Raw genomic sequence first — 22,388 nt, 5'->3', positions numbered from 1 at the left:
ATTGTCCGGGCGGTGCGCCCGTGGGTGTGTAGATGTTCAGGGTGTCATGCCGCGGCAGGCACAGGGCCGGCCGCAGCGACGGGGTCAGGACGGCTCCGCGGGCCCTTGCGGTTCCTGCGCGAGTCCGAGGAATCGGTCGGCGACGGCCGCGCCGCCGTCGGGGTCGCGGCTGACGAGCATCACGGTGTCGTCGCCGGCGATGGTGCCGAGGATCGAGGGCATCACCGAGTGGTCGATGGCCAGGGCGAGGAAGTTCGCAGCCCCCGGCGGCGTCCGCAGGATGACGATGTTCCCCGAGGCCTCCGCCGTCACCAGCAGTTCGTTGCACAGCTTCGCGAGCCGGGCGTCGAGGATCTCCTGGGACACACCGCTGCGCGCGTGCCGGCCGCCGCCCTCCACGGGCACCGCATAGATCAGCGCGCCCTCGGCTCCGCGGACGCGGACGACGCCGAGCTCCACGAGGTCCCGCGACAGCGTCCCCTGGTTGACCTGCACGCCGTCGGCGGCGAGCAGGGTGGCCAGCTCCACCTGCGAGCGCACGGACCGCGCGGTCAGGAGGTCCGTGATGAGGGCGTGCCGGGCCGTCTTCGTGGTGAGGCGGGCGGAATCGCGCTGCACGGTCATGACCCGCTCCCCTGCCCGTCCGGCCGGGCGGACTGCTGCACGAGCCACGTCATGAGGGCCTTCTGGGCGTGCAGCCGGTTCTCTGCCTCGTCCCAGACGAGCGACTGCGGGCCGTCGATGACGTCGGCGGCGATCTCGTAGCCGCGGTAGGCGGGCAGGCAGTGGAGTACGACGGCGTCCGGCGCGGCCTGCGCCATGGCTTCGGCGTCGACGGCGTAGGAGCGGAACAGCTCCTGCCGTGCCGCCTTCTCGTCCTCCTGGCCCATGGACACCCAGGTGTCGGTGGCGACGACGTCGGCTCCGGCGAGCGCGACGGCCGCGTCCGTGGTGACGAGGACGGACCCGCCGGTCTCGGCGGCCCGCTCCTCGGCGGCGGCCACGACCGCCGGGTCGGGGAGGTAGCCCTCGGGCCCGGCGACCCGGACGTGCATGCCTGCGGTGGCCCCGGCGAGGAGGTAGGAGTTGGCCATGTTGTTGGCGCTGTCCCCCAGGTACGTCATGGTGAGCCCCGCGAGCGTGCCCTTGTGCTCGCGGATGGTGAGCAGGTCCGCGAGCAGCTGGCACGGGTGGTAATCGTCGGAGAGGGCGTTGATGACGGGGACGCTGGACGCCGCGGCCATCTCCTCGAGCCCGGCCTGGGCGTAGGTGCGCCAAACGATCGTCGCGACCATCCGGTCGAGGACCCTGGCGGTGTCGGTGATGGACTCCTTGTGCCCGAGCTGGGAGTCCCCCGCGCCGATGATCAGCGGCACCCCGCCGAGGTCCGCGACACCGGCGGCGAAGGACACGCGGGTGCGGGTGGAGGTCTTGTCGAAGATCACGGCGACCGTCCTGCGGCCCGCGCCCTCCCCCGCGAACGGCGCATGGGCGTAGGGCTTCGCCTTGAGTTCGACGGCGAGGTCGAGGACCTCGGCCTGCTCGGCGGGTGAGAGATCCGTGTCGACGAGGAAGTGGCGCGTCATGGGGTTGCCTCCCGGGCAGCGGCGTGGGCGGTGCGGGCAGTGGTGAGGATGGCGGGCAGGGCATCCAGGAACGTGGCCGCCTGCTCGGGGGTGAGGATGAGCGGCGGCGCGAGCCGGAGGGTCGAGGGCCCTGTCGCGTTGATGATGAACCCTGCCGTGAGCGCCGACTGGACCGCCGCCGGCGCGTACTCGCCGTCGACGTCGAACCCGATGAGCAGGCCCTGCCCTCGCACCGCGGTGACCCCGTCGGTGGCTGCGAGCCGCGAGGCGAGGAGGGCGCCGACGTCGGACGCGTGCTGCAGGGCGCCCGTCGTCTCGAGGACGTGCAGCGTGGCGAGACCCGCCGCGGTGGCCACGGGATTGCCCCCGAAGGTGGTGCCGTGCTGGCCCGCACCGATCAGCGAGGAGACGTCCTCGCCGAACGTGACGAGCGCGCCGATCGGGAACCCGCCGCCGAGGCCCTTGGCGAGCGTCATGGCGTCGGGGGCCACGCCGTCGACCCACTGGTGGGCGAACCAGCGGCCCGTCCGCCCGACGCCGGACTGGACCTCGTCGAGGATGAGCAGCGCCCCGTGTTCGCGGGTCAGCTCCCGTGCGGCGCGCAGGTACTCGGGAGAGAGCGGCCGGACGCCGGCCTCGCCCTGGATGGGTTCGATGACCAGTGCTGCCACGGAGGAGTCCATCGCGGACCGGAGGGCCTCGATGTCGTCGAAGGGGATGTGCTCCACGCCGCCGGGCAGGGGCTCGAAGGGTTCGCGGTAGGCCTTCTTGGACGTCAGGGCGAGTGCCCCCATGGTGCGTCCGTGGAAGGCGCCGTCGAGGGCGAGGATGCGCTGCCGTTGCGGGGTGCTGTTGCGGCGCGCGAGCTTGACCGCGGCCTCGAGGGCTTCGGCGCCGGAGTTGGTGAAGAACACGCGGGACCCGGTGGGCGCCCCCGCGAGGTCCAGGAGCTTCTCGGCGAGTGCCACCTGGGTGGGGCTCGTGAAGAAGTTGGAGATGTGGCCGAGGGTCGCGAGCTGGCTGGAGACGACGGAGGTGACGAAGGGGTGCGCGTGGCCGAGGGCGTTGACCGCGATACCGCCGAGGAGGTCGAGGTACTGTGCGCCGTCGGCATCCCATACGAAGCAGCCGGACCCGCGCACCAGCACGCGCTGCGGCGTCCCGAAGACACCCATCAGCGAGGAGCTGTAGCGGGCGAGCCAGTCCGCGCCGGACGCCCCGCCCGTGAGCAGGTCCGCGGTCTCGTTCATGGTCGTGTGGCTCATGCTGCCCCTCCCGGAGTCGTGGGCTGCGTCGTGATCGCTTCGTCGGGGACCACCTGCGTGCCGATGCCCGCGGTGGTGAACGTCTCGAGCAGCATCGAGTGGGCCAGCCGCCCGTCGACGATATGGGCGCGTTCCACGCCGGCCTCGACGGCCTGCAGGCACGCCGTCATCTTCGGGATCATCCCGGATTCGAGGCCGGGCAGGAGCTCGCGGAGCTCGCTGACGGTCAGGGAGGAGATGAGGGAGCTCCGGTCCGGCCAGGCCGCGTAGAGCCCTTCGACGTCGGTGAGGATCACGAGCTTCGAGGCCCCGAGTGCGGCGGCCAGCGCCGCGGCGGCGGAGTCGGCGTTCACATTGAGCACCTGCTGCACGGCCTCGCCGTCGGTGTCGTACTCCGGGGCGACGGTGGAGATCACGGGGATGCGCCCGGCCTGGAGGATGTCGAGGATGGCACCCGGATGCACCGCGGTCACGTCCCCGACGAGCCCGAGGTCCACGGTCTCGCCGTCGACGACGGTCCCGGTGCGCACCGCACGGAGCAGCCCGCCGTCCTCGCCCGACAGTCCGACGGCGTAGGGGCCGTGGGAGTTGATGAGGCCCACGAGCTCACGGCCCACCTGGCCGGTGAGGACCATGCGGACCACGTCCATGGCTTCGGGGGTCGTCACGCGCAGGCCGCCCCTGAACTCCGACTCGATGCCCAGTTTCTGGAGCATCGCGTTGATCTGGGGGCCGCCGCCGTGCACCACGACGGGCCGGATGCCGACGTGGTGCAGGAAGACGACGTCCTCGGCGAAGGCCCGGCGCATCTCCTCGTTCACCATGGCGTTGCCGCCGTACTTGATGACCATCGTGGTTCCGGCGAAGCGCTGGATCCACGGCAGCGCCTCCACCAGTGTGGCGGCCTTGTCCTGGGCCTTCAGGGTCGAGGCGGACGGCGTCGCCGTCGGGGTGGTGGCGGCGCCCGTCCCGGTGTTCGTGTCGCTGCTCGTCATGGGGTCTCCCGTCAGCTCGAGTAGGCGGAGTTCTCGTGCACGTACTCGTGCGTGAGGTCGTTGGTCCAGATCGTGGCGCTCGCCGTCCCGGCGGCGAGGTCGATCTCGACGGTCACGTCCCGACCGGTGAGGTCCACGAGGTCGCGGGACTCCCCGATCCCGCCGTTCCGGCAGATCTGCACGCCGTTCATCGAGACGTTCAGCTCGTCCGGTTCGAAGGCGGCGTCCGTGGTGCCGACGGCCGCGAGGACGCGGCCCCAGTTGGGGTCGTTGCCGAAGATGGCGGTCTTGAACAGGTTGGACCGGGCGACGGCGCGGCTGACCACCTCGGCGTCGCGTTCGGAGGCGGCGTTCGCGGTGGTGACGGCGATGGTGTGGCTCGCGCCCTCGGCGTCGTGGATGAGCTGCGCGGCGAGGTCGAGGCAGACCTGCGTGAGGGCCGCGGTGAACTGCGCCGCGTCCGGCGTGACGCCGGCCGCCCCGGAGGCGAGGAGGACCACGGTGTCGTTGGTGGACATGCAGCCGTCGGCGTCGGTGCGGTCGAAGCTCACGCGGGTCGCCTCCCGCAGGGCGGCGTCGAGGGTCGCGGCGTCGAGGGCGGCGTCGGTGGTGAGGACCACGAGCATCGTGGCCAGGCCCGGCGCGAGCATGCCGGCTCCCTTGGCCATCCCGCCGATCGCGTAGCCCTCGCTCGCGGCGTCGGCCGTCGCCGGGTAGCGGGCCTCCTTCGACACCGTGTCCGTGGTCATGATCGCCTCGGCGGCAGTGGGCCCGCCGCCCCTGCCCAGTGATCCGGCAGCGTCCGTGACCCCGGCGAGCAGCCGGTCCATCGGAAGCTGCTCACCGATCAGGCCGGTGGAGCAGACGAAGACGTCGGTCGCGGAGACTCCGAGGAGTTCCGCGGTGACCTCCGCGGTCCGGTGGGTGTTCTGGAAACCCTCCGGACCGGTGCAGGCGTTGGCGCCGCCGGAGTTCAGGACGACGGCGTCGACGCGCCCGTCCGAGACGACCTGCCGGGACCAGAGTACGGGTGCTGCCGCCACCCGGTTGGAGGTGAACACGGCGGCCGCGTTGTGCAGCGGTCCGTCATTGGCGACGAGGGCGACGTCGGGCTTGCCGGTGCTCTTGAGGCCGGCGGGGACGCCCGCAGCGCGGAACCCGCCCGGATACGTGATGCTCACGGTGCGATCCCCTGGATGGTCAGGCCCGCGGTCTCGTCGAGTCCGAGGGCGATATTCATGGACTGCACGGCGCCGCCGGCGGTCCCCTTGGTCAGATTGTCGATGACGCAGCTGACGATCACGCGGCCCGCGTGGTCGTCGACGGCGAGCTGGAGGTTGGCGTAGTTGGAGCCGAGGACCGCCTTGGTGGTGGGCCACTGGCCCTCGGGCAGCACCCGCACGAAAGGCTCGGCCGCATAGGCGTCCTCCCATGCCTGCCGCAGCTGCGCGTACTCGACGCCGGGCTTCACGCGGGCGGTCGCCGTGGTCAGGATCCCGCGGGCCATGGGCGCGAGCGTGGGCGTGAAGGAGAGGGACACGCGCTCGCCGGCCGCGCGGCTCAGACCCTGCTCCATCTCGGGGGTGTGGCGGTGCCCGCCGCCGACGCCGTAGGGGCTCATGCCGCCCATGACCTCGGAGCCGAGGAGGTTCGGCTTGACGGTCTTGCCCGCCCCGGAGGTGCCGGATGCGGAGACGACGACGACGTCGTCGGGCTCGAGGAGTCCCGCGGCGAAGCCCGGGGTGAGTGCGAGGAGGACGCTCGTGGGGTAGCAGCCCGGCACGGCGATCCGGCGGGCTCCGGCGAGTCCGGCACGGTGGCCGGGCAGTTCAGGCAATCCGTAGGGCCAGGTGCCTGCGTGGGCCGAGCCGTAGAACTTCGTCCACGCGGCGGGGTCCTGCAGGCGGTGGTCGGCACCGGCGTCGATCACGAGCGTGTCCGCCGGCAGCCGGGCCGCGACCTCGGCGCTGGCGCCGTGCGGCAGTGCGAGGAAGACGACATCGTGCCCGGTCAGGACCTCGGGGGTCGTCTCCTGCAGCACCCGATCGGCGAGGGAATGCAGGTGGGGCTGGATGTCGCCCAGGCGCGTGCCAGCATTGCTGTGCGCCGTGATCGCCCCGACCTCGACGTCGGGGTGGTTGGCGAGGAGGCGCAGGATCTCTCCCCCGGCATAGCCACTGGCGCCGGACACGGCTGCGGTGAACGTCATGGCCTCAGCCTACAACAACATCATGCATAGCTGTACATAGTTATGCATTCAGCTCCGTCATCAGGGTCTCGAGGAATCAGGCGGTGATGCCCCCGCTGTGGACGGGGCGGACCTCGACACCGCCCGTGCCGGTGCGGACCGCCGGGTTCCGGCGGGCAATCGCGATCGCAGCCTCGAGATCGGGAGCTTCGACGACGTAGAAGCCCGCGACGAACTGGTCGGACTGCACGAAAGGCCCTGCCCGGGTGCCATCCCGTCGGATGGACACCGCCTGGGCCCGGGGCGTCAGGGCGTAGGCCAGAGACATCGTGCCGGAAGACGAGAGGTCCCGGGCGTGCAGATCGTTCTCTTCGAGGTCGGCCGCTGCTGCGTCGGCTGCGTGGAGGGACTCGTCGGCATAGATGAGGACGGCGAACTGCGACATGGATGGTCCTTCGGTCGGGCGCGGACGGGCGGTCATGCCTGGGGCTCGTACCCGATCAGCCAGCGCAGGCCGTGCCGGTCGGTGACCTGACCGTCCGACGCGCCCCACGGTTTGGGGGCCAGCGGGTCGATTCCCGACCCTCCGACGGACAGCCTGTCGAACCACGAGTGGAGGATCGCCGGCTCCGCGGTCCCCAACAAGGACAGCATGAGGCCCTCGCACCGCACGGTCTGCTCTCCTGCTGCCGCATCCGATCCTGCGAGGGCGACGACGCCGTCGAGCACACCATGGGCCACGGCCTCCGGCGGGCCGTCCGTCCTCCCGAAGTCCTCATACGAATGCAGGGTCAGTTCACCGCCGAAGACCTCGGCGTAGAAACCCAGCGCCTCCCGCGCGGTTCCGGGGAAGCTGAGGTAGACGAGGGGCGCAGGTGTGGCGGGCATCACGTCAGCCTGCCACACCCCGGCCCGGACTGACAGGGACCGCTGCGGGAATAGCATGAGGGAACGCCACCGAAAGGAACCACCATGCCGTCAGCCATCGTCGTCACCGCACCGGGCGGTCCGGACGTCCTCACGCTCGCGACCGTCGACCGCCCCGCCCCCGGCCCGGGCCAGCTGCTGGTGAGGGTCGCCGCCGCCGGGGTGAACTTCATCGAGACGTACCAGCGCAGCGGCGCCTACGCCGTTGACCTCCCCTTCACGCCCGGAGCCGAGGCCGCCGGGACCGTGGAGACGCTCGGCGAGGGTGTCACGGACTTCTCCACCGGAGATCGCGTCGCGTTCGCCGAGGGGACAGGCACCTACGCGGAATACGCCCTCGTGGACGCGGACCGGGCGCTTCCGGTGCCGGAGGGTGTGGACCTGGAGACCGCGGCCGCCCTCCCCTTGCAGGGCATGACTGCCCACTACCTGATCAACTCCACTTTCCCCGTCCAGCCCGACCAGACGGTGCTCGTCCACGCCGGCGCGGGCGGAGTGGGCCTGCTATTGATCCAGCTGCTCAAGGCCAAGGGCGCCCGCGTGATCACCACGGTCTCGACGCCGGAGAAGGAGGACCTCGCGCGCGCCGCCGGCGCCGACGAGGTGCTGCGCTACGAGGGATTCGCCGACGCCGTGAGGACCCTGACGGAGGGGGTCGGGGTGGACGTCGTGTTCGACGGCGTGGGCCGGGCGACGTTCGACGACTCGCTGCGCTCGCTGCGGATCCGCGGCACCCTCGTGCTCTTCGGGGCGGCCTCCGGGGCAGTGCCCCCGCTGGAGCTGCAGCGCCTCAACAGCGGCGGCTCGCTCTTCGTCACCCGGCCCACCCTCGCGCATCACCTGCTTTCCTCCGAGGAGCGCCGGTGGCGTTCGGAGGAACTCTTCGGCGCGGTTGCCGCGGGCCAGCTCGACGTGCGCATCGGTGCGCGGTACGCGCTCGCCGACGCGGCCCGCGCGCATGAGGATCTGCAGGCGCGGCGCACCACGGGCAAGGTGCTGCTCATTCCCTGAGCGCCTCATCCGGTCGATGCCTCCCGGGCCTTCGTCATGCACCCGTGGGTAGGACAACCTCCACGAGGGGTCAGGCGAAAACCAGGTCGACCCGTCGGAAGGAGCGGGCGTGCTGTTGTGTCGGCGGGCCCCGATGATCCGATCCGTGGCCCGTCGACCCCGGAAGGCGAACGGCCCTCGTGCCTCGCCGTTCCCGGCTCTCCTGATCGCTGCCGGGCAGGGGTGGCGCGGTGGAGCGGTAGGTGTGGCCGGTGGGCGTGCTGACCTCGAGGACATGGCGGCCGTGGCTGGTCCTGGAATCCGGGTGCGGTCTGGCTTTCCAGCCGGGGAGTTCCTTGGTGTGGTTGCAAGCCTCACAGAGTCCGGCACCATTGGCGAGGCTCGTGGGTTTGTCGTCACGCCAGGGGATGATGTGGTCGTAGTGGCGGATCGGCGCATCGCAGTAAGGGGTCCGGCAGAGATGGTCGCGGGCCTGGATGAACCGCCGCTGGTTGGTGGTGAAGAGTCGCGCCCGGGAGTCGGCGGCCACCAGCTCACCACTTCCTGGGGCGGTATAGAGCCGCCGGAGCCAGACTTCGAAGCCCTGCGCGCTACCTGATGACGGCCCGCAGTGCTGCTTGGCGGGCTGCCCGAAAGCCTGCTCGGGGGTTCGTCCGGTGGTGAGGAGGTTCCGGGCCCACCCGGCGGGGACGATCCCGTAGCCCGGCAGGCGGGCCGGTTCGCTGTCGCCCTGGAGCAGGGTCCGGTCCGTCATGATCAGCTGCACCTCGACCCGGGAGAACCCGCCCGGGGTGCCCGTGGTCCGCTCCACCAGCGCATCCGCCATCAACTGGCCCCGGCTGCGTTCATCGCCCTCTGCCCGGCAGGCGTCGGCGTGCCGGGTCAGCTCCGCATGCACCGCGACCCCCTGGGCGACCGGCAGCAGGGCGGTCAGGTACGTCATGGTGTCCGGTGCCGGCCGCAGACCCACATGCCGCTCCGCCGCGGCACGGCTGGCCCGCTGGGTGACCGACCGCGGATCCCTGCGGTACGCCGCCGCCCGGGCCGCGGCGACGATCTGCCGGTCCCCGGCCCCCTCGAAGGCACCCGTGTCGGGGCTGAGCTCCTCATCGACCGCGCACCGGTCCGCAGCCGACAGGCACGCGGTCTCCCGGACCAGGAGGGTCGCCCGCCACTCGTTCACCAACCCGGCCTCCAGAGCCGCCATCGTATGCGGCATCTCCGTCACCAAAGCTCTGGCCATTCCGAGCAGCCGCCCGCCCCGGGCGGGGGACTCACGCCGGGCCAGGGCGATCTGCGCGGCCACACCCCGACCCTGCTCCGCCACCGGCACACGAGCCGCCGCCTGGGCTTGGCGCTCATCCAGGTCGAACGCGACCGCGGTCCGGGCCTGCCGGGCGGCGATCGCGGATTTGAAGTCCTCCAGATCACGGACCTCATCGATGAGCCCCGGACCATCCGCCGGCATGGGAAGCGAGGTCATCACATCCATCAGATCCCGCACACACCCCACCCGCACGAAACCAGCAGGGACAGCGGCAGGCCCGACGCCGTCCGGCGGCACAGCACCCGGTTCGGCGCCGGGCAAGATAGCACCCGGCGAAACCGAGGCCTGCAGGACAGGAGCCGGCGGCACAGCACCCGGTACTCGCGTGGACGGGACGGAGCCCGCCGGGAACGTCGCCAGCGGGACAGCATCCGGTGAGACAGAAGCCGGCCGAAAAACACCAGGCGAGACAGGGGCCGGGAGTGCAGGAGCCGGGAGGACGACAGCAGACCCTGCGGCACCCTCGTGCGCAACACCACCGGACACGGTGGCCTTGAACTGACGGATCAACTCGCGCAGCTGGTGAACGAGTTCGGCGTTCCCGGAGCCTACCGGAAGGGACGCCATCAGATCGATCAGATCCTGCACAGAGTCCGCAGGAACCTCGACGGAGGGGACAACAACCGACGGAATCGCCGCGGAAGGAACAACGTCCCGTAGCGAAGCACCACCGAGATCGGTGGCTTCGAGCGGAGCGATCGGGTTGCTGTCCATACCCAATTCTCCCAACCCGCACCGACATTATGGGGTCGCTACGGGCCGACACGGGAAGCAGAAATTATCAATGACCAGGGGGTTCGCGGTCTCGAATCCTCGGTGGGACGACGACCCGCCAGGTGTCGGGAAGGGTCACCGCAGCACGCCACAACACGCCGAGATTCCCGAATCGGCAGCACAACCACGCCCACCCACACGAAAGGCCCGCCCCCGCGAGGGGGCGGGCCTTTCGACGTGCTGCAGGAATCAGCGCTGCACGGCGCCGTACCGCTCGGCCGCGAGGGCCACGGCGGTGTCGCGTGCACCGCTGGCCTCGTCCGCCGTCAGTGTGCGATCCGGCGCGCGGAACCGCAGGGCGAACGCGAGGGACTTCCGCCCCTCGGGGATGCCCTGTCCCGTGTAGACGTCGAAGAGGCTGACGTCCTCGAGGAGCTCACCCGCCCCTTCCCGTAGGGTCTCGAGCACATCCCCGGCGACCACCGAGGAGTCGACGACGAGCGCGACGTCCTGCGTGGCCGGTGGGTAGGTGGACAGCGACCGCGCGACGATCACGTCGGCGGCGGCATCGAAGAGGAGGTCCGCAGTGATCTCGAGGGCGACCGTACGGGCGGGGAGGTCCTGTGCGGCGATCAGCTTCGGGTGCAGCTCTCCCGCGTAGCCCAGCACCTCGCCGCTGCGCAGCGAGAACTCCGCCGTGCGGCCGGGGTGGAACGCCTGGTGGGCGCCCTGTCGGACCACCACGTCGACACCGGTGACCTGCGCCATGAGGTGCACGACGTCGACGGCGTCCGCCCAGTCCCAGGCGCGCGGGGTGACGCCCGCCGACGGCGCCGTCTCATGGCCCGTGAACAGCGCGGCCACGACCAGCGGCTGGTCCGGGATCCCGAAGTGCAGTCCGTCGAGGATTGCGTCGTCGGGCCTGATGCCCAGCGGCGGGATGGACTCGGAGCCGAGGGTGCCGTCGGGCAGGAAGACCGACCCCGCCTCGAACAGGGCCAGGTCGCGGAACCCGCGTGAGTGGTTCCGCTTCGCCAGCTCCACGAGGCCGGGCAGGATCGACCGGCGGAGGAAGCCCAATTCGGCGCTCAGGGGATTCGCGAGCTTCACCGAGGCCTGTGCCGAGCCCTCGTCGGGGGTGCCGAACACGGCATTCGATGCCTCGCTGACGAACGGGTAGGAGAGCACCTCGGTGAGCCCTGCCGCCGCGAGCGCGTTCAGGAGCCGGCGGCGCTGCTGCTGCACGCGCGTCAGGCCGCGGCCGGGCGGTGCGACCGGCAACGACGAAGGGATCGTGTCGTAGCCGACGAGCCGGATGATCTCCTCGGTCAGGTCCTCGCGGGTCTCGAGGTCGCTGCGCCAGCTGGGGGCGGTGACGCGATAGCCGCCGTCGGCCTCCTCGACCGCCGCCCCGAGGTCCGTGAGGGTGCCCCGGATCTGCTCGTCGCTGAAGTCGCGTCCGATCAGGCGGGCCGGGAAGTCGGCGGGCAGGTCGATGACCCGCGGTTCCGGTGCCTGGCCGACGTCGGTGGCGGCGTCGTCGACGGTGCCGCCGGCGAGCTCGAGGAGGAGGTCGACGGCGCGCTGCGCGGCGATGTCCGCCACGTTCCAGTCCACGCCGCGCTCGAAGCGCTTGGAGGCCTCGGACGGCAGCCGGTGGCGGCGCCGCGAGCGGCCGATGCTGACGGCGTCGAAGTGGGCGGACTCGATGAGCACCTTGTCCGTGCCCGCCGAGACCTCGGTGGAGGCACCGCCCATGACGCCGGCGATGCCGATGGGGCCCGAGGCGTCGGTGATGAGGAGGTCCTCGGCGTCGAGTGTGCGCTCCCTGTCGTCGAGGGTCCGCAGCGTCTCTCCCGCGGCGGCGCGGCGCACCACGATGTCACCCGAGAGCTTGTCGAGGTCGTAGAAGTGCAGCGGCTGGCCGAGCTCGAGCATCACGTAGTTGGAGATGTCGACGACGACCGAGATGGAGCGGATCCCGGCGAGGCGCAGCCGCGCGGACATCCACGGCGGCGTGGGGCGCGTGGGGTCGACGCCGCGGACCGTCCGCGCCACGAACCGGTCGCAGCCGGGCGTGCCGTAGACGGGAGAGGAGTCCTCCAGCCGCACCGGGTATCCCCCGGGCGCTGCCGGCGGGACGACGACGGCGGCGGCGGGGTCGGCGAAGGCCGTCCCGGTGGCGTGCGCGTACTCGCGGGCTGCGCCGCGGATGGAGAAGCAGTACCCACGGTCGGGCGTCACGTTGATCTCCGCGGCCTCGTCGTACAGGCCGAGGAGTTCGAGGGCGTCGGCGCCGACCTCGGGGTCGAGCCCCAGCGTCGACAGCACGAGGATGCCGTCGTGGTCGTCACCGATGCCGAGTTCGCGGACCGAGGCGATCATGCCGGCGGACACGTGGCCGTAGGTCTTGCGGGGGCTGATGCGGAAGTCACCCGGCAGTACCGCGCCGGGCAGGGTGACCACCACCTTGTCGCCCTCCACGAAGTTGTGGGCGCCGCACACGATCCCCTGCACGCCGGAGGGGTCGATGCCCTCCCCGGTGAGGGTCTGCTCGGCGCCCTCGGGCACCACGCGGACCTCGCACCAGTTGATGGTCTTGCCGTTGGTCTGCGGTTCCTTGACGATGCTGAGCACCTGGCCCACCACGACCGGTCCGGTCAGCTCGTCGGTGGGACGGTGGACGTCCTCTTCCTCCAGGCCTACCTTGACCAATTCGGCCATCACGTCTTCCGCGGTCGCGTCCGCAGGCACGGCTGCGTACTCGCGCAGCCAGGACAGTGGGATTCTCACCTAGATCTCCATCCCGAAGTGTTCGCTGAAACGTACGTCGCCCTCGATCATGTCCCGCATGTCGATGACCTCGTTGCGGAACATGAGTGCCCGCTCGATCCCCATGCCGAAGGCGAACCCGGAGTAGACCTCCGGGTCGATGCCGGTGGCGCGCAGCACATTGGGGTTGACCATGCCGCAGCCACCCCATTCGATCCAGCGGGGGCCCCCCTTGGCGCCCGGGTGCCAGATGTCGAGCTCGGCGCTCGGCTCCGTGAAGGGGAAGAAGTTGGGGCGCAGGCGCACCTTGGCGTCGTCGCCGAAGAGCTGCTGCGTGAAGTGCTCGAGCGTGCCCACGAGATCCGCCATGGTGAGCCCCTTGTCGATGGCGAGGCCCTCGAACTGGTGGAAGACCGGTGTGTGGGTGGCGTCGAGCTCGTCCGTGCGGAACACCTTGCCCGGGCACAGGACGTAGATGGGCAGGTCGCGCTCCAGCATGGAGCGGGCCTGGACCGGCGAGGTGTGGGTGCGCAGCACGAGGTGGGCCTCGGGCGGGTCGACGAAGAACGTGTCCTGCATCTCCCGTGCCGGGTGGTCCGGCTTGAAGTTCAGGGCGTCGAAATTGAACCACTCGGACTCCAGCTCGGGTCCTTCCGCGATCTCCCAGCCCATGCCCACGAAGACGTCGCTGACCCGCTCCTGCAACGTGGACAGCGGATGCCGGGCACCGGTCCGACGGCGGCGCGGGGCGGCGGTGACGTCCACGGCCTCCTCGACGAGGATCCGCGCGTCGCGCTCGGCCTCGAGCTCCACCGTGCGGGCGGCCAGCGCCTGGTTGATCCGTCCGCGGGCGGGGCCGATGTTCTTGCCCGCCGCCGACTTCTGCTCCCTCGGCAGGGCGCCGATGCCCCGGTTGGCGAGGCTCAGCGGCGACTTCTCGCCGGTGTGCGCGATCCGGACCGCTTTCAGCCCGTCGAGGTCGGCCGCTGCCGCGATGTCGGCCAGCGCGGCGTCGACGGCGGCGGCGACCGACGCGGCGTCCAGCGGATCGGGGACCTGGGCATCGCGACCGGCGGGCCCGGCGTGCTCTGTGGTTTCGGCCATGGGGTTGCGTACCTTGCACTCTCGAAACGTGCGGCGGGCCGTTCGCTGGGGCGGGCCATGCCGTGGACAGGAAAACGCCGGGACGCAGCGGGGCGCACCGGCGTCCCAAGTCTAGGCGACCGCCGTGACAACTGCCGGACGGGCACCGTGTGGTGCGGCGGCGCGACCGGCGACCGACGCCGCTGACGGGGTGGTGCGGCATCGCCGTACGATGGCGGCATGAACCGGAGGCTCGTGCCGTTCCTCAACTGGATCAACCTGTCGACGCCGTGCGGCCTCGCGGTCGCCGCCCTGTCCGGCTGCCGCATCTCACCCGGACCGTACGGCATCCTGCTCGCGGAGGGTTACCGCCGTCGCCGGCCGAAGGCCCGTGCCTTCACGGTGGGCAGCGTGGTGCTGCTGCGCGGCAGCGCGCCCCGCAGCGCCCCGCCGGCGTTCCTCCGGCTCCTCGAACACGAGGCGCGCCATGCCCGCCAGTACGCGGCGTGCCTCGGCCTGCCCTTCCTCCCGGCGTACCTCGTGGCGGCGGGCTACTCGCTCCTGCGGACCGGGGACCCGGCGTCGCGCAATCTCTTCGAACGCGCGGCAGGACTGTCCGACGGCGGCTACCGGGAGCGGCCGTCGCGTCCGCTCGGGGCAACGCTCGCGGCGTCGGCCAGGGCCGCGCTCGCTTCGGTCGGTCCTCGATCCGGCAGCCGGTGACGCCGGTCAGTGCTCCGCACCTGCGGTGATCCGCGCGTCGACGGCGGTGTCCGCCGCCGTCGTCGCGATCGCTGCGAGGCCCGCGGCCATCGCGTCGACGGCGATGCCCGGCTGCCCGTGGGCGGCTCCCTGCTCGGCGGAGAAGGGCACGTGGACGAATCCGCCCCGGGTCCCCTGCCGGCCCTCCAGCAGGTCCATCAGCCCGTAGAAGAGGTGGTTGCACACATAGGTGCCGGCGGTCTGGGAGACCTCGACCGGGATGCCCAGCCCGGCCACGGTCTCGCGGCACGCCTTGATCGGCAGGGTGCTGAAATATGCTGCGGGGCCGCCCGCGACCACGGGTTCGTCGACGGGCCGGCACCCGGCGTTGTCGGGGATGCGGGCGTCGTCGACGTTGATGGCCACGCGCTCCAGCGAGATCCGCTCGCGCCCGCCGGCCTGCCCCACGCAGAGGACGATCTCGGGCTCGAACCGCGCGAGGGCACCCCCCAGCACCTCGATGCTCCGCCCGAAGACGCACGGTACCTCGACGGCAACCGCCTCCCGGCCCTGCGCGCGCAGCAGCTCCGCCGCACGCTGTGCGGCCTGCCAGGACGGATTGGTGGACTCTCCCCCGAAGGGTTCGAAGCCTGTCAGCAGGATCATGCTCCCACCCTAGACGCCCGGCGGATCGGGAGTGACGGACAATTAGTACACGTGTTCTAATAGGTCCATGCGATGGGAAGGGCAGAAGATCACGGACGACGACGAGGCGCCGGCGGCCCCGGCGCTGCTGCCGCTCGCAGGGCTCGTCAGGACCGTGCGGACGCCCGATTTCGCCGGTATCACCTTCCACGAGGTCGCCGCGAAGTCGGTCCTCAACAGGGTCCCGCCCACGTCGTCGATGCCGTTCTCCTGGACCATCAACCCGTTCCGCGGCTGCTCCCACGCCTGCGTGTACTGCTTCGCCCGGAAGACCCACAGCTATCTGAACCTCGACACGGGCCTGGACTTCGACGCGCAGCTCGTCGTCAAGATCAATGCGGCCGAGGTCCTTGCCCGTGAACTGGGCAGGCCCTCCTGGTCCCGCGAGCACGTGGCCCTGGGCACCAACACGGACCCCTACCAGCGGGCCGAGGGCCGGTACCGGCTCATGCCCGGCATCATCTCCGCCCTCGCGGACTCGGGGACCCCCTTCTCCATCCTGACCAAGGGAACACTGCTCGCCCGCGACATCCCCCTCCTGAAGGCGGCGTCGCGCTCCGTGGGCGTGGGCATGGGCATCTCCCTGGCGCTGGTGGACCCGGTCCTCGCCGAGTCCATCGAACCCGGTACGCCCGCGCCGAAGGCACGGCTCGCGCTCGTCTCCCGGCTCCGCGAGGCAGGCCTGCCGTGCGGGGTCATGGCCATGCCGATCCTTCCCTGGCTCACCGACGGCGACGAATCGCTGGACCAGCTGTTCGGCGCCCTGGCCGGCGCCGGGGCCACGGGCGTGACAGCCGGCCCCCTGCACCTGCGGCCCGGCTCCCGTGAGTGGTTCATGCAGTGGCTCGCTGCGCACCACCCACGGCTCGTCCCGCGGTACGAGGAGCTCTATCGTGGCGGGAGCTATGCGTCGAAGGACTACCGGGACTGGCTCTCCGGGAGGATCAGGATCTTCCGCGGGAAGCACGGCCTCGTGGCGGGCGCCGGTTTCTTCCGCAACCTGTCGGCCGATGCACAGCCAGGACCGACCGCGGCCGTTCCGCCCACCGCCCCTACGCCGGAGCCGGTGCAGGCCGCACTGTTCTGAAGCGTCGGGCGCCGGGCGGAGTCCTCACGGAGCGTGCGCGTCAGAGGGCGGCGCGGTGGGCTGTGGCCAGGTGCAGCGCAGCGAGGATGGGCCGGTCGGCGGGGATCCACGGCAGCGCCTCGAGCTCCCCACCGGGGTGCAGGGGCAGCCAGCGCAGGTCGTCGTGGTCCTGCAGCGGCATCGCCTCCCCGGCCGTGACCTCCGCCAACCAGACCCGCATGGCCGCCCGCTCGTTGAGCGGCCACCCCTGCGGTCCGGGCCCGATGATCTCGCTGCCGAGCCGTGCGGTGACGCCGAGTTCCTCCTTGAGCTCGCGCAGCAGGGCGGCTTCGCAGTCCTCCCCCGCCTCCACCTTCCCGCCGGGGAATTCCCACATCCCGGCGAACTGCGGCGGCGCGGACCGCCGGGCGACGAGCAGGCGGGTCGGTTGCGCGAGGGAGTCGACGACGGCCGCCCCGACGATCTGGAGGAGCTGGTCCGAGGGTGGTTGCATCACCCGCCGAGTCTATCGACGACGACGCAGGGCGGACGACGGCGGGCGCCCGGACGCATGCCCCGCGACCGCTGTCGGAGCCCCAGGAGACAGGGCGCCCGGCTCAGCTCTCCTCGGCAGATGCGAGCCCGCCTCCCGGCTCCGTCTGGTGCTCGGGATCGTCGCCGCGCCGATACTCGCCGTGCGGACCCAGGCCGGGGACCTGCTGACCCGCATTGAGGTCGGTGGATGTACAGGTCTCCTCGGAGAACTCCGCTGCGCTTCCGCCGTCAGGCTCCTGCGGCAGGTTGATGTCCGCCCGCAGGTGCTCACTCTGCGGCACGTGATCGGCGTTCGGTGTCCAACCCACGATTCGCTCCTGTCAGTCCTGGTTCAGTCGTCGTTCGACCTGCAGATCGTTTCATCACCATGAACCCGTCGACGATCGCACCACACATTCCGTCCCGCCGGTCTCCGTGGTTGCGTTTCGGGGCGGCGCGGTGTCGTCACCTAGGCTGGAAGGGACGACGGCGTCCGTGTCGCCGTCCACCCCGTAGTCCATGGAGGGTCCGGCGGCCGATCCCCGCCCCCGAGATCCAGCCGCAAGGACTTCCATGACCGCCTCCGCTCCCCCGCCGACGTCGAACCGCCTGACCGGCCGTCCACTCCTGCTCGCCATCGGCGCGCTCGCGGTGGGCGGCTTCGCGATCGGCACCACCGAGTTCACCATCATGGGCCTGCTGGAGGAGATGCGGGCGGATCTCGGCGTCGACTACGCGCAGGGTGGGCATGTCATCTCGGCCTACGCCCTCGGTGTCGTGGTGGGCGCGCCGATCCTCGCCACCCTCGGAGCGAAGAAACCGCAGCGTGCCGTCGCCCTGGCGCTCATGGTCCTCATCACGGTCGCCAACCTGTCCTCCTACTTCGCATCGGGGTTCGGCTGGATGCTGGCCTCACGGTTCCTCTCGGGTCTTCCGCACGGGGCCTACTTCGGCGTCGCCGCCGTCATCGCCGCGTCCCTTGCGGATCCCGCACGGCGGGGCCGCGCCATCGCCATGGTGATGCTGGGACTCAGCATCGCCAACGTGGTGGGTGTCCCGTTCGCGACCTGGCTCGGTCAGCAGTACGGCTGGCGCTCCATGTTCCTGCTCGTCGGGGTGATCGGGACGGCGACGCTCGTGCTGATCCGCGCCTTCGTCCCGAATGTCCCCGTCCGGCCCGGTGCGAGCATCCGCAAGGAGCTGGGGGCCCTGCGCCGTCCACAGCTCTGGATGACCCTGCTCGTCGGCATCGTCGGCTTCGGCGGATTCTTCGCCGTCTACTCGTACATCTCGCCGACCATGACCGAGGTGGCGGGCCTCAGCGCGTCGCTGCTGCCCCTCGTCGTCGCCCTCTACGGCGTGGGCATGGTGGTCGGCAACATCCTGGGCGGGCGCCTCGCGGACAGGTCCATCATGGGCAGCATCTACGGCGTCATGGTGGCCATCGCGGCGGTACTGCTGGTGTTCCCCCTCGCGGCGACCAACCCCTGGACCGCCTGCTTCTTCGTCTTCCTGGTCGGCACGAGCGGATCAGCGCTCATCCCGCCACTGCAGGCCCGCCTGCTGGACGTCTCGCCGGGAGCGCCGTCGCTCGCGTCCTCGATGAACCACTCGTCGCTGAACACCGCGAACGCGCTCGGTGCGGCGCTGGGCGGCGCCGTCATCACGGCCGGATGGGGCTTCACCGCACCCGCCCTGGTCGGCGCGGTGCTCGCGGTCCTGGGGCTCGGCGTCGCCCTGCTCAGCGGCAGGATGGACCGGCGCGGCCGCGCCGACAACCGCCCGAGCGGCGACGCCGGACCGGCCGGGCCGACAGGGTCAGCGGAGGCGCTGCGCGCGGGCTGAGGCGTACAGGCAGACGGTGGCGGCGGTCCCGACGTTGAGGGACTCCGCACTGCCGTAGATGGGCACGGCCACGCGCGCGTCGGCCGCCGCGGTGACGTCGGCCGGCAGACCCTGCGCCTCGTTGCCGAACAGCCAGGCGCCGGCGTCCTCGAGGCGCACCGCGCCGGCGTCGCCGGCACCGGCCGGGGCTCCCTCCTCGCCCTCCTGCGGCGTGCGCAGCGTGGCGAACCTTCGCTGCGCGCTAGCGTCCTGCAGGTCGTCGAGGCTGGTGCTGCCGTAGCCGTCGGCCGCGAGGACGGTGATACCCGCACGACGCAGGCCGTCCATGAGGCCCTCCAGTTCGACGCCGAGGACGAGCGGCAGGTGGAAGAGCGAGCCCACGGTGGACCGCACGGTCTTCGGGTTGTAGGGATCCACGCTCGCGCCGGTCAGGATCACGGCGTCGGCTCCCGCTGAATCCGCGGCCCGGATGATGGTGCCCGCATTGCCCGGGTCGCGCACCTCCACGAGGACCGCGACGAGGCGCGGCGCGGCCGCGAGCACGGCGTCGAGCGGGACGTCGACGAACCGGCACACCGCGACGAAGCCCTGCGGGGTGACGGTGGACGACATGGCGGCGAGGACGTCGGCGGTGACGAGCCGCACGGCCGGGGCGCCGTCCTGCCCGGCGAGGTCCGCGATGTCGGCGTGGCGCTCGAGCGCATCGGCCGTCGCGTACACGTCGACCACGACGCCGTCCTGCCCTGCCTCGTGGCGGGTGAGGTGCAGGCGCAGTGCCTCCCGGACCGCCTGGGGACCTTCGGCCAGGAACTCCCGCCGCCTTAAACGCGACGGACGCCCGGCCAGACGTGCCACCTCCTTCACCCGGTCTGCGTGGGTGTTGGTCATCAGTGGCGCCTGGGGGCGTCCGTTCACAGTCATCGTGGTCCGGTGTGCGGGCTCGGAGGCCCGCAGCAGCCGATGCGCCTAGGCCGAGGCCTTGAGCGGCGCCGAGGTGTCCGCCGGCAGGGCGTCCTTGGCGATCTGCACGAGGGCCGCGAAGGCTGCACCGTCGGTGACGGCGAGGTCCGCGAGCATACGGCGGTCGACCTGGATCTCGGCGGCCTTGAGGCCCTGGATCAGGCGGTTATAGGTCAGGCCGTTGGCGCGGGACGCAGCGTTGATGCGCTGGATCCACAGGCGACGGAAGTCACCCTTGCGCTTGCGACGGTCGCCGTAGCTGTAGACGAACGAGTGGAGCAGCTGCTCCTTCGCCTTGCGGTACAGGCGCGAACGCTGGCCGCGGTAACCCTTGGCGCGTTCGAGGATGACCCGACGCTTCTTGTGGGCATTGACTGCCCTCTTCACACGTGCCACGTGCGTACTCCTTCAGTTCTTCTCCGGTCACGGCTGGAGCCGTGAGCGCCGCACCGTGGGTGCGCGCGCTTTCCCGGGAGGGGGTGGATTGGTGGTTAGACGCCCAGCATCTTCTTGATGACCTTGGTGTCGGCCTTCGAGACGATCTTGTCGCCGGCGAGACGGCGGGTCACGGTCGAGGACTTGTGCTCGAGGTAGTGGCGGCGGTTGGCCTGCTGGCGCTTGAGCTTGCCGCTACCGGTGAGCTTGAAGCGCTTCTTGGCACCACTGTGGGTCTTCATCTTCGGCATGGGAACCGATCTCCTTTGGATAGCCGGGGCGGATGCACCCGGAGTTCGGCACCCGGAGGTGCCTGCTGGTTTCGTTCGAGCCCGGTGGGACAGGGCCGGAGCCCTAGTCCGTGCTTCCGGGCTTGGGGCGGCTGGTCGGGCTCTTGGTGGGAGCCGTTCGTCCAGCAGGCTTGGGTGTCGCGGGCGGCCTCGGCGCTCCCGGCTTCGGCATGGCCATGGGCTTGGCAGCCACGGCCGGCTTCGGCGCAGGGGCCGCGTCCGGCGTGGATGCCGGGGCGGTCTCCGCCGTCTTCGCCGCGGGGGCGGAGGAACGGGACGGCGCGGGCCGCTCGGCCGCAGGCCTCGACGACGTCGACCGCGGGGCCGACGACGTCCGGGCCGGGGCCTGGCGAGCCGGTGCCGCCTGTCGGACGGGCGCGGCCGGTGCGGCCTCGGCAGCTGCAGGAGCCTCGGTGGCCGCCGGAGCAGCCTCGGGTGCCTGCTCCACCGGTGCCGCCGAAGTCTCCTGCGCAGGAGCTTCCTCGACGGGAGCCTTCGGAGCCTCGGGCTCGCTCCTGATCTCATAGCCCTCGGGCAGCAGGTCCGCAAGGGACTGCGTCAGCGGCGCACCACTGGGCCCGGAGGTGTCGACCCGCTTGGGCTCGCCACCCGACTTCGCGACCTCGTTGGCAGCCTTCGCCTCGGCACGCTGGGTCTCCCGGCGTGCCTCCGCCTTCGCCTCGGCCTTGTTCTTCGTGGGACCGATCACCATGACCATGTTGCGTCCGTCGATGCGCGGCGTCGACTCGACGACCCCGACCTCGGCGACGTCGTCCGCGAACTTCTGCAGCAGGCGGATACCCATCTCGGGCCGCTGCTGCTCACGTCCGCGGAACTGGATCATGGCCTTGACCTTGTCGCCGGCGCCGAGGAAGCGCATGGCATGCCCGCGCTTGGTCTCGTAGTCGTGCGTATCGATCTTGAGGCGGAAGCGGATCTCCTTCAGGACCGTGTTGGTCTGGTTCTTCCGCGCCTCGCGGGCCTTGACGGCCGCTTCGTACTTGTACTTACCAAAATCCATGAGCTTGGCTACCGGAGGCTTCGCCTGCGGTGCTACCTCGACAAGATCCAGGTCGGACTCGGCGGCAAGTCGGAGCGCGTCCTCGATACGGACGATTCCTACCTGTTCGCCGGCAGGCCCGACCAACCGCACCTCGGGAACGCGGATACGATCATTGATTCTTGGCTCGCTAATGTGTGACTCCTGTGAATTCTCGAGCTGAAACCGCCTGCAGACGAAAGAAGGCCTCCCATTGCATGCGCAATCGGAGGCCTCGTTGACCGGTCGTCGGCGATCGGTGGAAGCCTGGGCTTCCTGCACGATCGTTGGCAGGACCGACCATGAACCCGGCTACCTGCAATGCGACCTGAGGTCGCACCAGGCAAACGCGGGTGGGAGAGGACTCCGCTTGCAGACCGGCGCCGAAGCCTGCTCGAAGAGCACAGCGGCTAACAGCGACCGGTTGGTCTATGCCAAGCTTACCAGTATGAACACGCCACACGACAACCCGCAGCACTCCCCCTCCGAAGGACCGGCTGCCACCTCCCGCCGCAGCTTCTCCGAGGAGCAGGACCACGGCCACAGCGCGTCGGACGAGGCCGAGCAGGGCGTCCGGCAGCAGATGCGTGACATCTCCGAGGTGGCAGCCGTGGAAGTCATCGTGACCTCGGCGGTCCACCTCATGAGCGCCGCCGCCGTCAAGTGCGGCCTCGGCCACGAGGAGAACGCCGAGCAGCTCAAGGACCTCGACGAGGCCAGGAAGCTGATCACCGCGCTGGCCGGCTTCGTGACGGCGGCCGCCCCCGAGATCGGGTCCCAGCACGCAGGACCGTTGCGTGACGGACTCCGGTCCCTGCAGCTCGCGTTCCGCGAGGCCTCGATCATCCCGGATGCGCCCGGCCAGGGCCCCGGCGAGAAGTACACGGGTCCCGTCAACTGACCCCGCCGCCCCCCGCCGCCGGGAACGGAACGGCCCGCGCCCC

23 protein-coding genes are annotated in these 22,388 nt (G+C 71.0%); 5 read left to right on the top strand and 18 right to left on the bottom strand.

What is annotated here, in order from left to right:
• Nucleotides 1-84 precede the first annotated feature (84 nt).
• The 8 genes from MWM45_RS06255 to MWM45_RS06220 all read right to left on the bottom strand — a co-directional run bounded on the left by MWM45_RS06255 (nucleotide 85) and on the right by MWM45_RS06220 (nucleotide 6,922).
• A complete protein-coding gene (locus MWM45_RS06255) occupies nucleotides 85-624 on the bottom strand; it encodes an arginine repressor (RefSeq protein WP_043447603.1) in 540 nt (179 codons plus the stop codon).
• Nucleotides 621-1,586: an ornithine carbamoyltransferase gene (gene argF / locus MWM45_RS06250; RefSeq protein ID WP_247828699.1), complete on the bottom strand. Its 966-nt coding sequence runs from the start codon at nucleotides 1,584-1,586 to the stop codon at nucleotides 621-623. Before argF ends, MWM45_RS06255 begins: the two co-directional genes overlap by 4 nt.
• Complete coding sequence (locus MWM45_RS06245; protein ID WP_247828698.1) at nucleotides 1,583-2,851, bottom strand: acetylornithine transaminase; 1,269 nt, start codon at nucleotides 2,849-2,851, stop codon at nucleotides 1,583-1,585. Before MWM45_RS06245 ends, argF begins: the two co-directional genes overlap by 4 nt.
• Nucleotides 2,848-3,846: an acetylglutamate kinase gene (gene argB / locus MWM45_RS06240; RefSeq protein WP_247828697.1), complete on the bottom strand. Its 999-nt coding sequence runs from the start codon at nucleotides 3,844-3,846 to the stop codon at nucleotides 2,848-2,850. Before argB ends, MWM45_RS06245 begins: the two co-directional genes overlap by 4 nt.
• Before the next feature lie 11 nt (nucleotides 3,847-3,857).
• Nucleotides 3,858-5,027 (bottom strand): bifunctional glutamate N-acetyltransferase/amino-acid acetyltransferase ArgJ, encoded by a 1,170-nt coding sequence (argJ, locus tag MWM45_RS06235; protein ID WP_247828696.1) that lies wholly within the window; start codon nucleotides 5,025-5,027, stop codon nucleotides 3,858-3,860.
• A complete protein-coding gene (gene argC, locus MWM45_RS06230) occupies nucleotides 5,024-6,055 on the bottom strand; it encodes an N-acetyl-gamma-glutamyl-phosphate reductase (protein WP_247828695.1) in 1,032 nt (343 codons plus the stop codon). Before argC ends, argJ begins: the two co-directional genes overlap by 4 nt.
• Before the next feature lie 76 nt (nucleotides 6,056-6,131).
• A complete protein-coding gene (locus MWM45_RS06225) occupies nucleotides 6,132-6,479 on the bottom strand; it encodes a YciI family protein (RefSeq protein ID WP_247828694.1) in 348 nt (115 codons plus the stop codon).
• A 32-nt stretch (nucleotides 6,480-6,511) separates the two neighbouring features.
• Nucleotides 6,512-6,922, bottom strand: coding sequence for a VOC family protein (locus tag MWM45_RS06220; RefSeq protein ID WP_247828693.1), 411 nt, complete (start codon nucleotides 6,920-6,922; stop codon nucleotides 6,512-6,514).
• 84 nt (nucleotides 6,923-7,006) lie between these two features.
• Between MWM45_RS06220 and MWM45_RS06215 the strand changes: the two genes are divergently transcribed.
• Entirely contained in the window at nucleotides 7,007-7,972 is a 966-nt protein-coding gene (locus MWM45_RS06215; protein WP_247828692.1) for a quinone oxidoreductase family protein, read from the top strand.
• 70 nt (nucleotides 7,973-8,042) lie between these two features.
• Here MWM45_RS06215 and MWM45_RS06210 read toward each other — a convergent pair whose 3' ends face one another.
• From MWM45_RS06210 to pheS, 3 genes are all read right to left on the bottom strand, one after another.
• A complete protein-coding gene (locus MWM45_RS06210) occupies nucleotides 8,043-9,455 on the bottom strand; it encodes an HNH endonuclease (protein WP_418909742.1) in 1,413 nt (470 codons plus the stop codon).
• A gap of 807 nt (nucleotides 9,456-10,262) precedes the next feature.
• The gene (gene pheT / locus MWM45_RS06205; RefSeq protein WP_247828690.1) at nucleotides 10,263-12,806 is read right to left on the bottom strand and encodes a phenylalanine--tRNA ligase subunit beta; all 2,544 of its coding nucleotides are present in this window, start codon (nucleotides 12,804-12,806) and stop codon (nucleotides 10,263-10,265) included.
• Nucleotides 12,807-13,889 (bottom strand): phenylalanine--tRNA ligase subunit alpha, encoded by a 1,083-nt coding sequence (pheS, locus tag MWM45_RS06200; protein WP_247828689.1) that lies wholly within the window; start codon nucleotides 13,887-13,889, stop codon nucleotides 12,807-12,809.
• 219 nt (nucleotides 13,890-14,108) lie between these two features.
• Between pheS and MWM45_RS06195 the strand changes: the two genes are divergently transcribed.
• Complete coding sequence (locus MWM45_RS06195; RefSeq protein ID WP_247828688.1) at nucleotides 14,109-14,591, top strand: eCIS core domain-containing protein; 483 nt, start codon at nucleotides 14,109-14,111, stop codon at nucleotides 14,589-14,591.
• 6 nt (nucleotides 14,592-14,597) lie between these two features.
• On the opposite strand, the gene pcp is transcribed toward MWM45_RS06195, so the two are convergent.
• Nucleotides 14,598-15,236 (bottom strand): pyroglutamyl-peptidase I, encoded by a 639-nt coding sequence (gene pcp, locus MWM45_RS06190; protein WP_247828687.1) that lies wholly within the window; start codon nucleotides 15,234-15,236, stop codon nucleotides 14,598-14,600.
• 67 nt (nucleotides 15,237-15,303) lie between these two features.
• Here pcp and MWM45_RS06185 point away from each other — a divergent pair, with 67 nt between their 5' ends.
• The gene (locus MWM45_RS06185; RefSeq protein WP_247828686.1) at nucleotides 15,304-16,362 is read left to right on the top strand and encodes an Rv2578c family radical SAM protein; all 1,059 of its coding nucleotides are present in this window, start codon (nucleotides 15,304-15,306) and stop codon (nucleotides 16,360-16,362) included.
• Between the two features lie 40 nt (nucleotides 16,363-16,402).
• Here MWM45_RS06185 and MWM45_RS06180 read toward each other — a convergent pair whose 3' ends face one another.
• Together MWM45_RS06180 and MWM45_RS06175 are read right to left on the bottom strand one after the other, a co-directional pair.
• The gene (locus MWM45_RS06180; RefSeq protein ID WP_247829156.1) at nucleotides 16,403-16,855 is read right to left on the bottom strand and encodes a (deoxy)nucleoside triphosphate pyrophosphohydrolase; all 453 of its coding nucleotides are present in this window, start codon (nucleotides 16,853-16,855) and stop codon (nucleotides 16,403-16,405) included.
• 103 nt (nucleotides 16,856-16,958) lie between these two features.
• Complete coding sequence (locus MWM45_RS06175; RefSeq protein WP_247828685.1) at nucleotides 16,959-17,204, bottom strand: hypothetical protein; 246 nt, start codon at nucleotides 17,202-17,204, stop codon at nucleotides 16,959-16,961.
• A gap of 244 nt (nucleotides 17,205-17,448) precedes the next feature.
• Between MWM45_RS06175 and MWM45_RS06170 the strand changes: the two genes are divergently transcribed.
• On the top strand, nucleotides 17,449-18,720 hold the full coding sequence (locus MWM45_RS06170) for an MFS transporter (protein WP_247828684.1): 1,272 nt from the start codon (nucleotides 17,449-17,451) through the stop codon (nucleotides 18,718-18,720).
• Here MWM45_RS06170 and MWM45_RS06165 read toward each other — a convergent pair.
• The 4 genes from MWM45_RS06165 to infC form a co-directional block, all read right to left on the bottom strand.
• Nucleotides 18,694-19,641, bottom strand: coding sequence for a TrmH family RNA methyltransferase (locus MWM45_RS06165; protein WP_247828683.1), 948 nt, complete (start codon nucleotides 19,639-19,641; stop codon nucleotides 18,694-18,696). The genes MWM45_RS06170 and MWM45_RS06165 overlap by 27 nt on opposite strands.
• Nucleotides 19,642-19,686: 45 nt before the next feature.
• Nucleotides 19,687-20,076, bottom strand: a complete 390-nt coding sequence (gene rplT / locus MWM45_RS06160; RefSeq protein WP_043447574.1) for a 50S ribosomal protein L20 — start codon at nucleotides 20,074-20,076, stop codon at nucleotides 19,687-19,689.
• Between the two features lie 95 nt (nucleotides 20,077-20,171).
• Entirely contained in the window at nucleotides 20,172-20,366 is a 195-nt protein-coding gene (rpmI, locus tag MWM45_RS06155; protein ID WP_043447572.1) for a 50S ribosomal protein L35, read from the bottom strand.
• Nucleotides 20,367-20,469: 103 nt separating this feature from the next.
• Nucleotides 20,470-21,558 carry a translation initiation factor IF-3 gene (gene infC / locus MWM45_RS17680; RefSeq protein ID WP_272496061.1) on the bottom strand — a complete coding sequence of 363 codons (1,089 nt, stop codon included), beginning with the start codon at nucleotides 21,556-21,558 and terminating at the stop codon, nucleotides 20,470-20,472.
• A gap of 334 nt (nucleotides 21,559-21,892) precedes the next feature.
• Here infC and MWM45_RS06145 point away from each other — a divergent pair, with 334 nt between their 5' ends.
• Nucleotides 21,893-22,345: a DUF1844 domain-containing protein gene (locus tag MWM45_RS06145; RefSeq protein ID WP_247828682.1), complete on the top strand. Its 453-nt coding sequence runs from the start codon at nucleotides 21,893-21,895 to the stop codon at nucleotides 22,343-22,345.
• The last annotated feature ends 43 nt before the right edge of the window (nucleotides 22,346-22,388 follow it).

This window comes from Arthrobacter antioxidans (assembly GCF_023100725.1).
Lineage (GTDB): Bacteria > Actinomycetota > Actinomycetes > Actinomycetales > Micrococcaceae > Arthrobacter_D > Arthrobacter_D antioxidans.
This window is presented reverse-complemented; position numbering and strand designations above follow the sequence as displayed.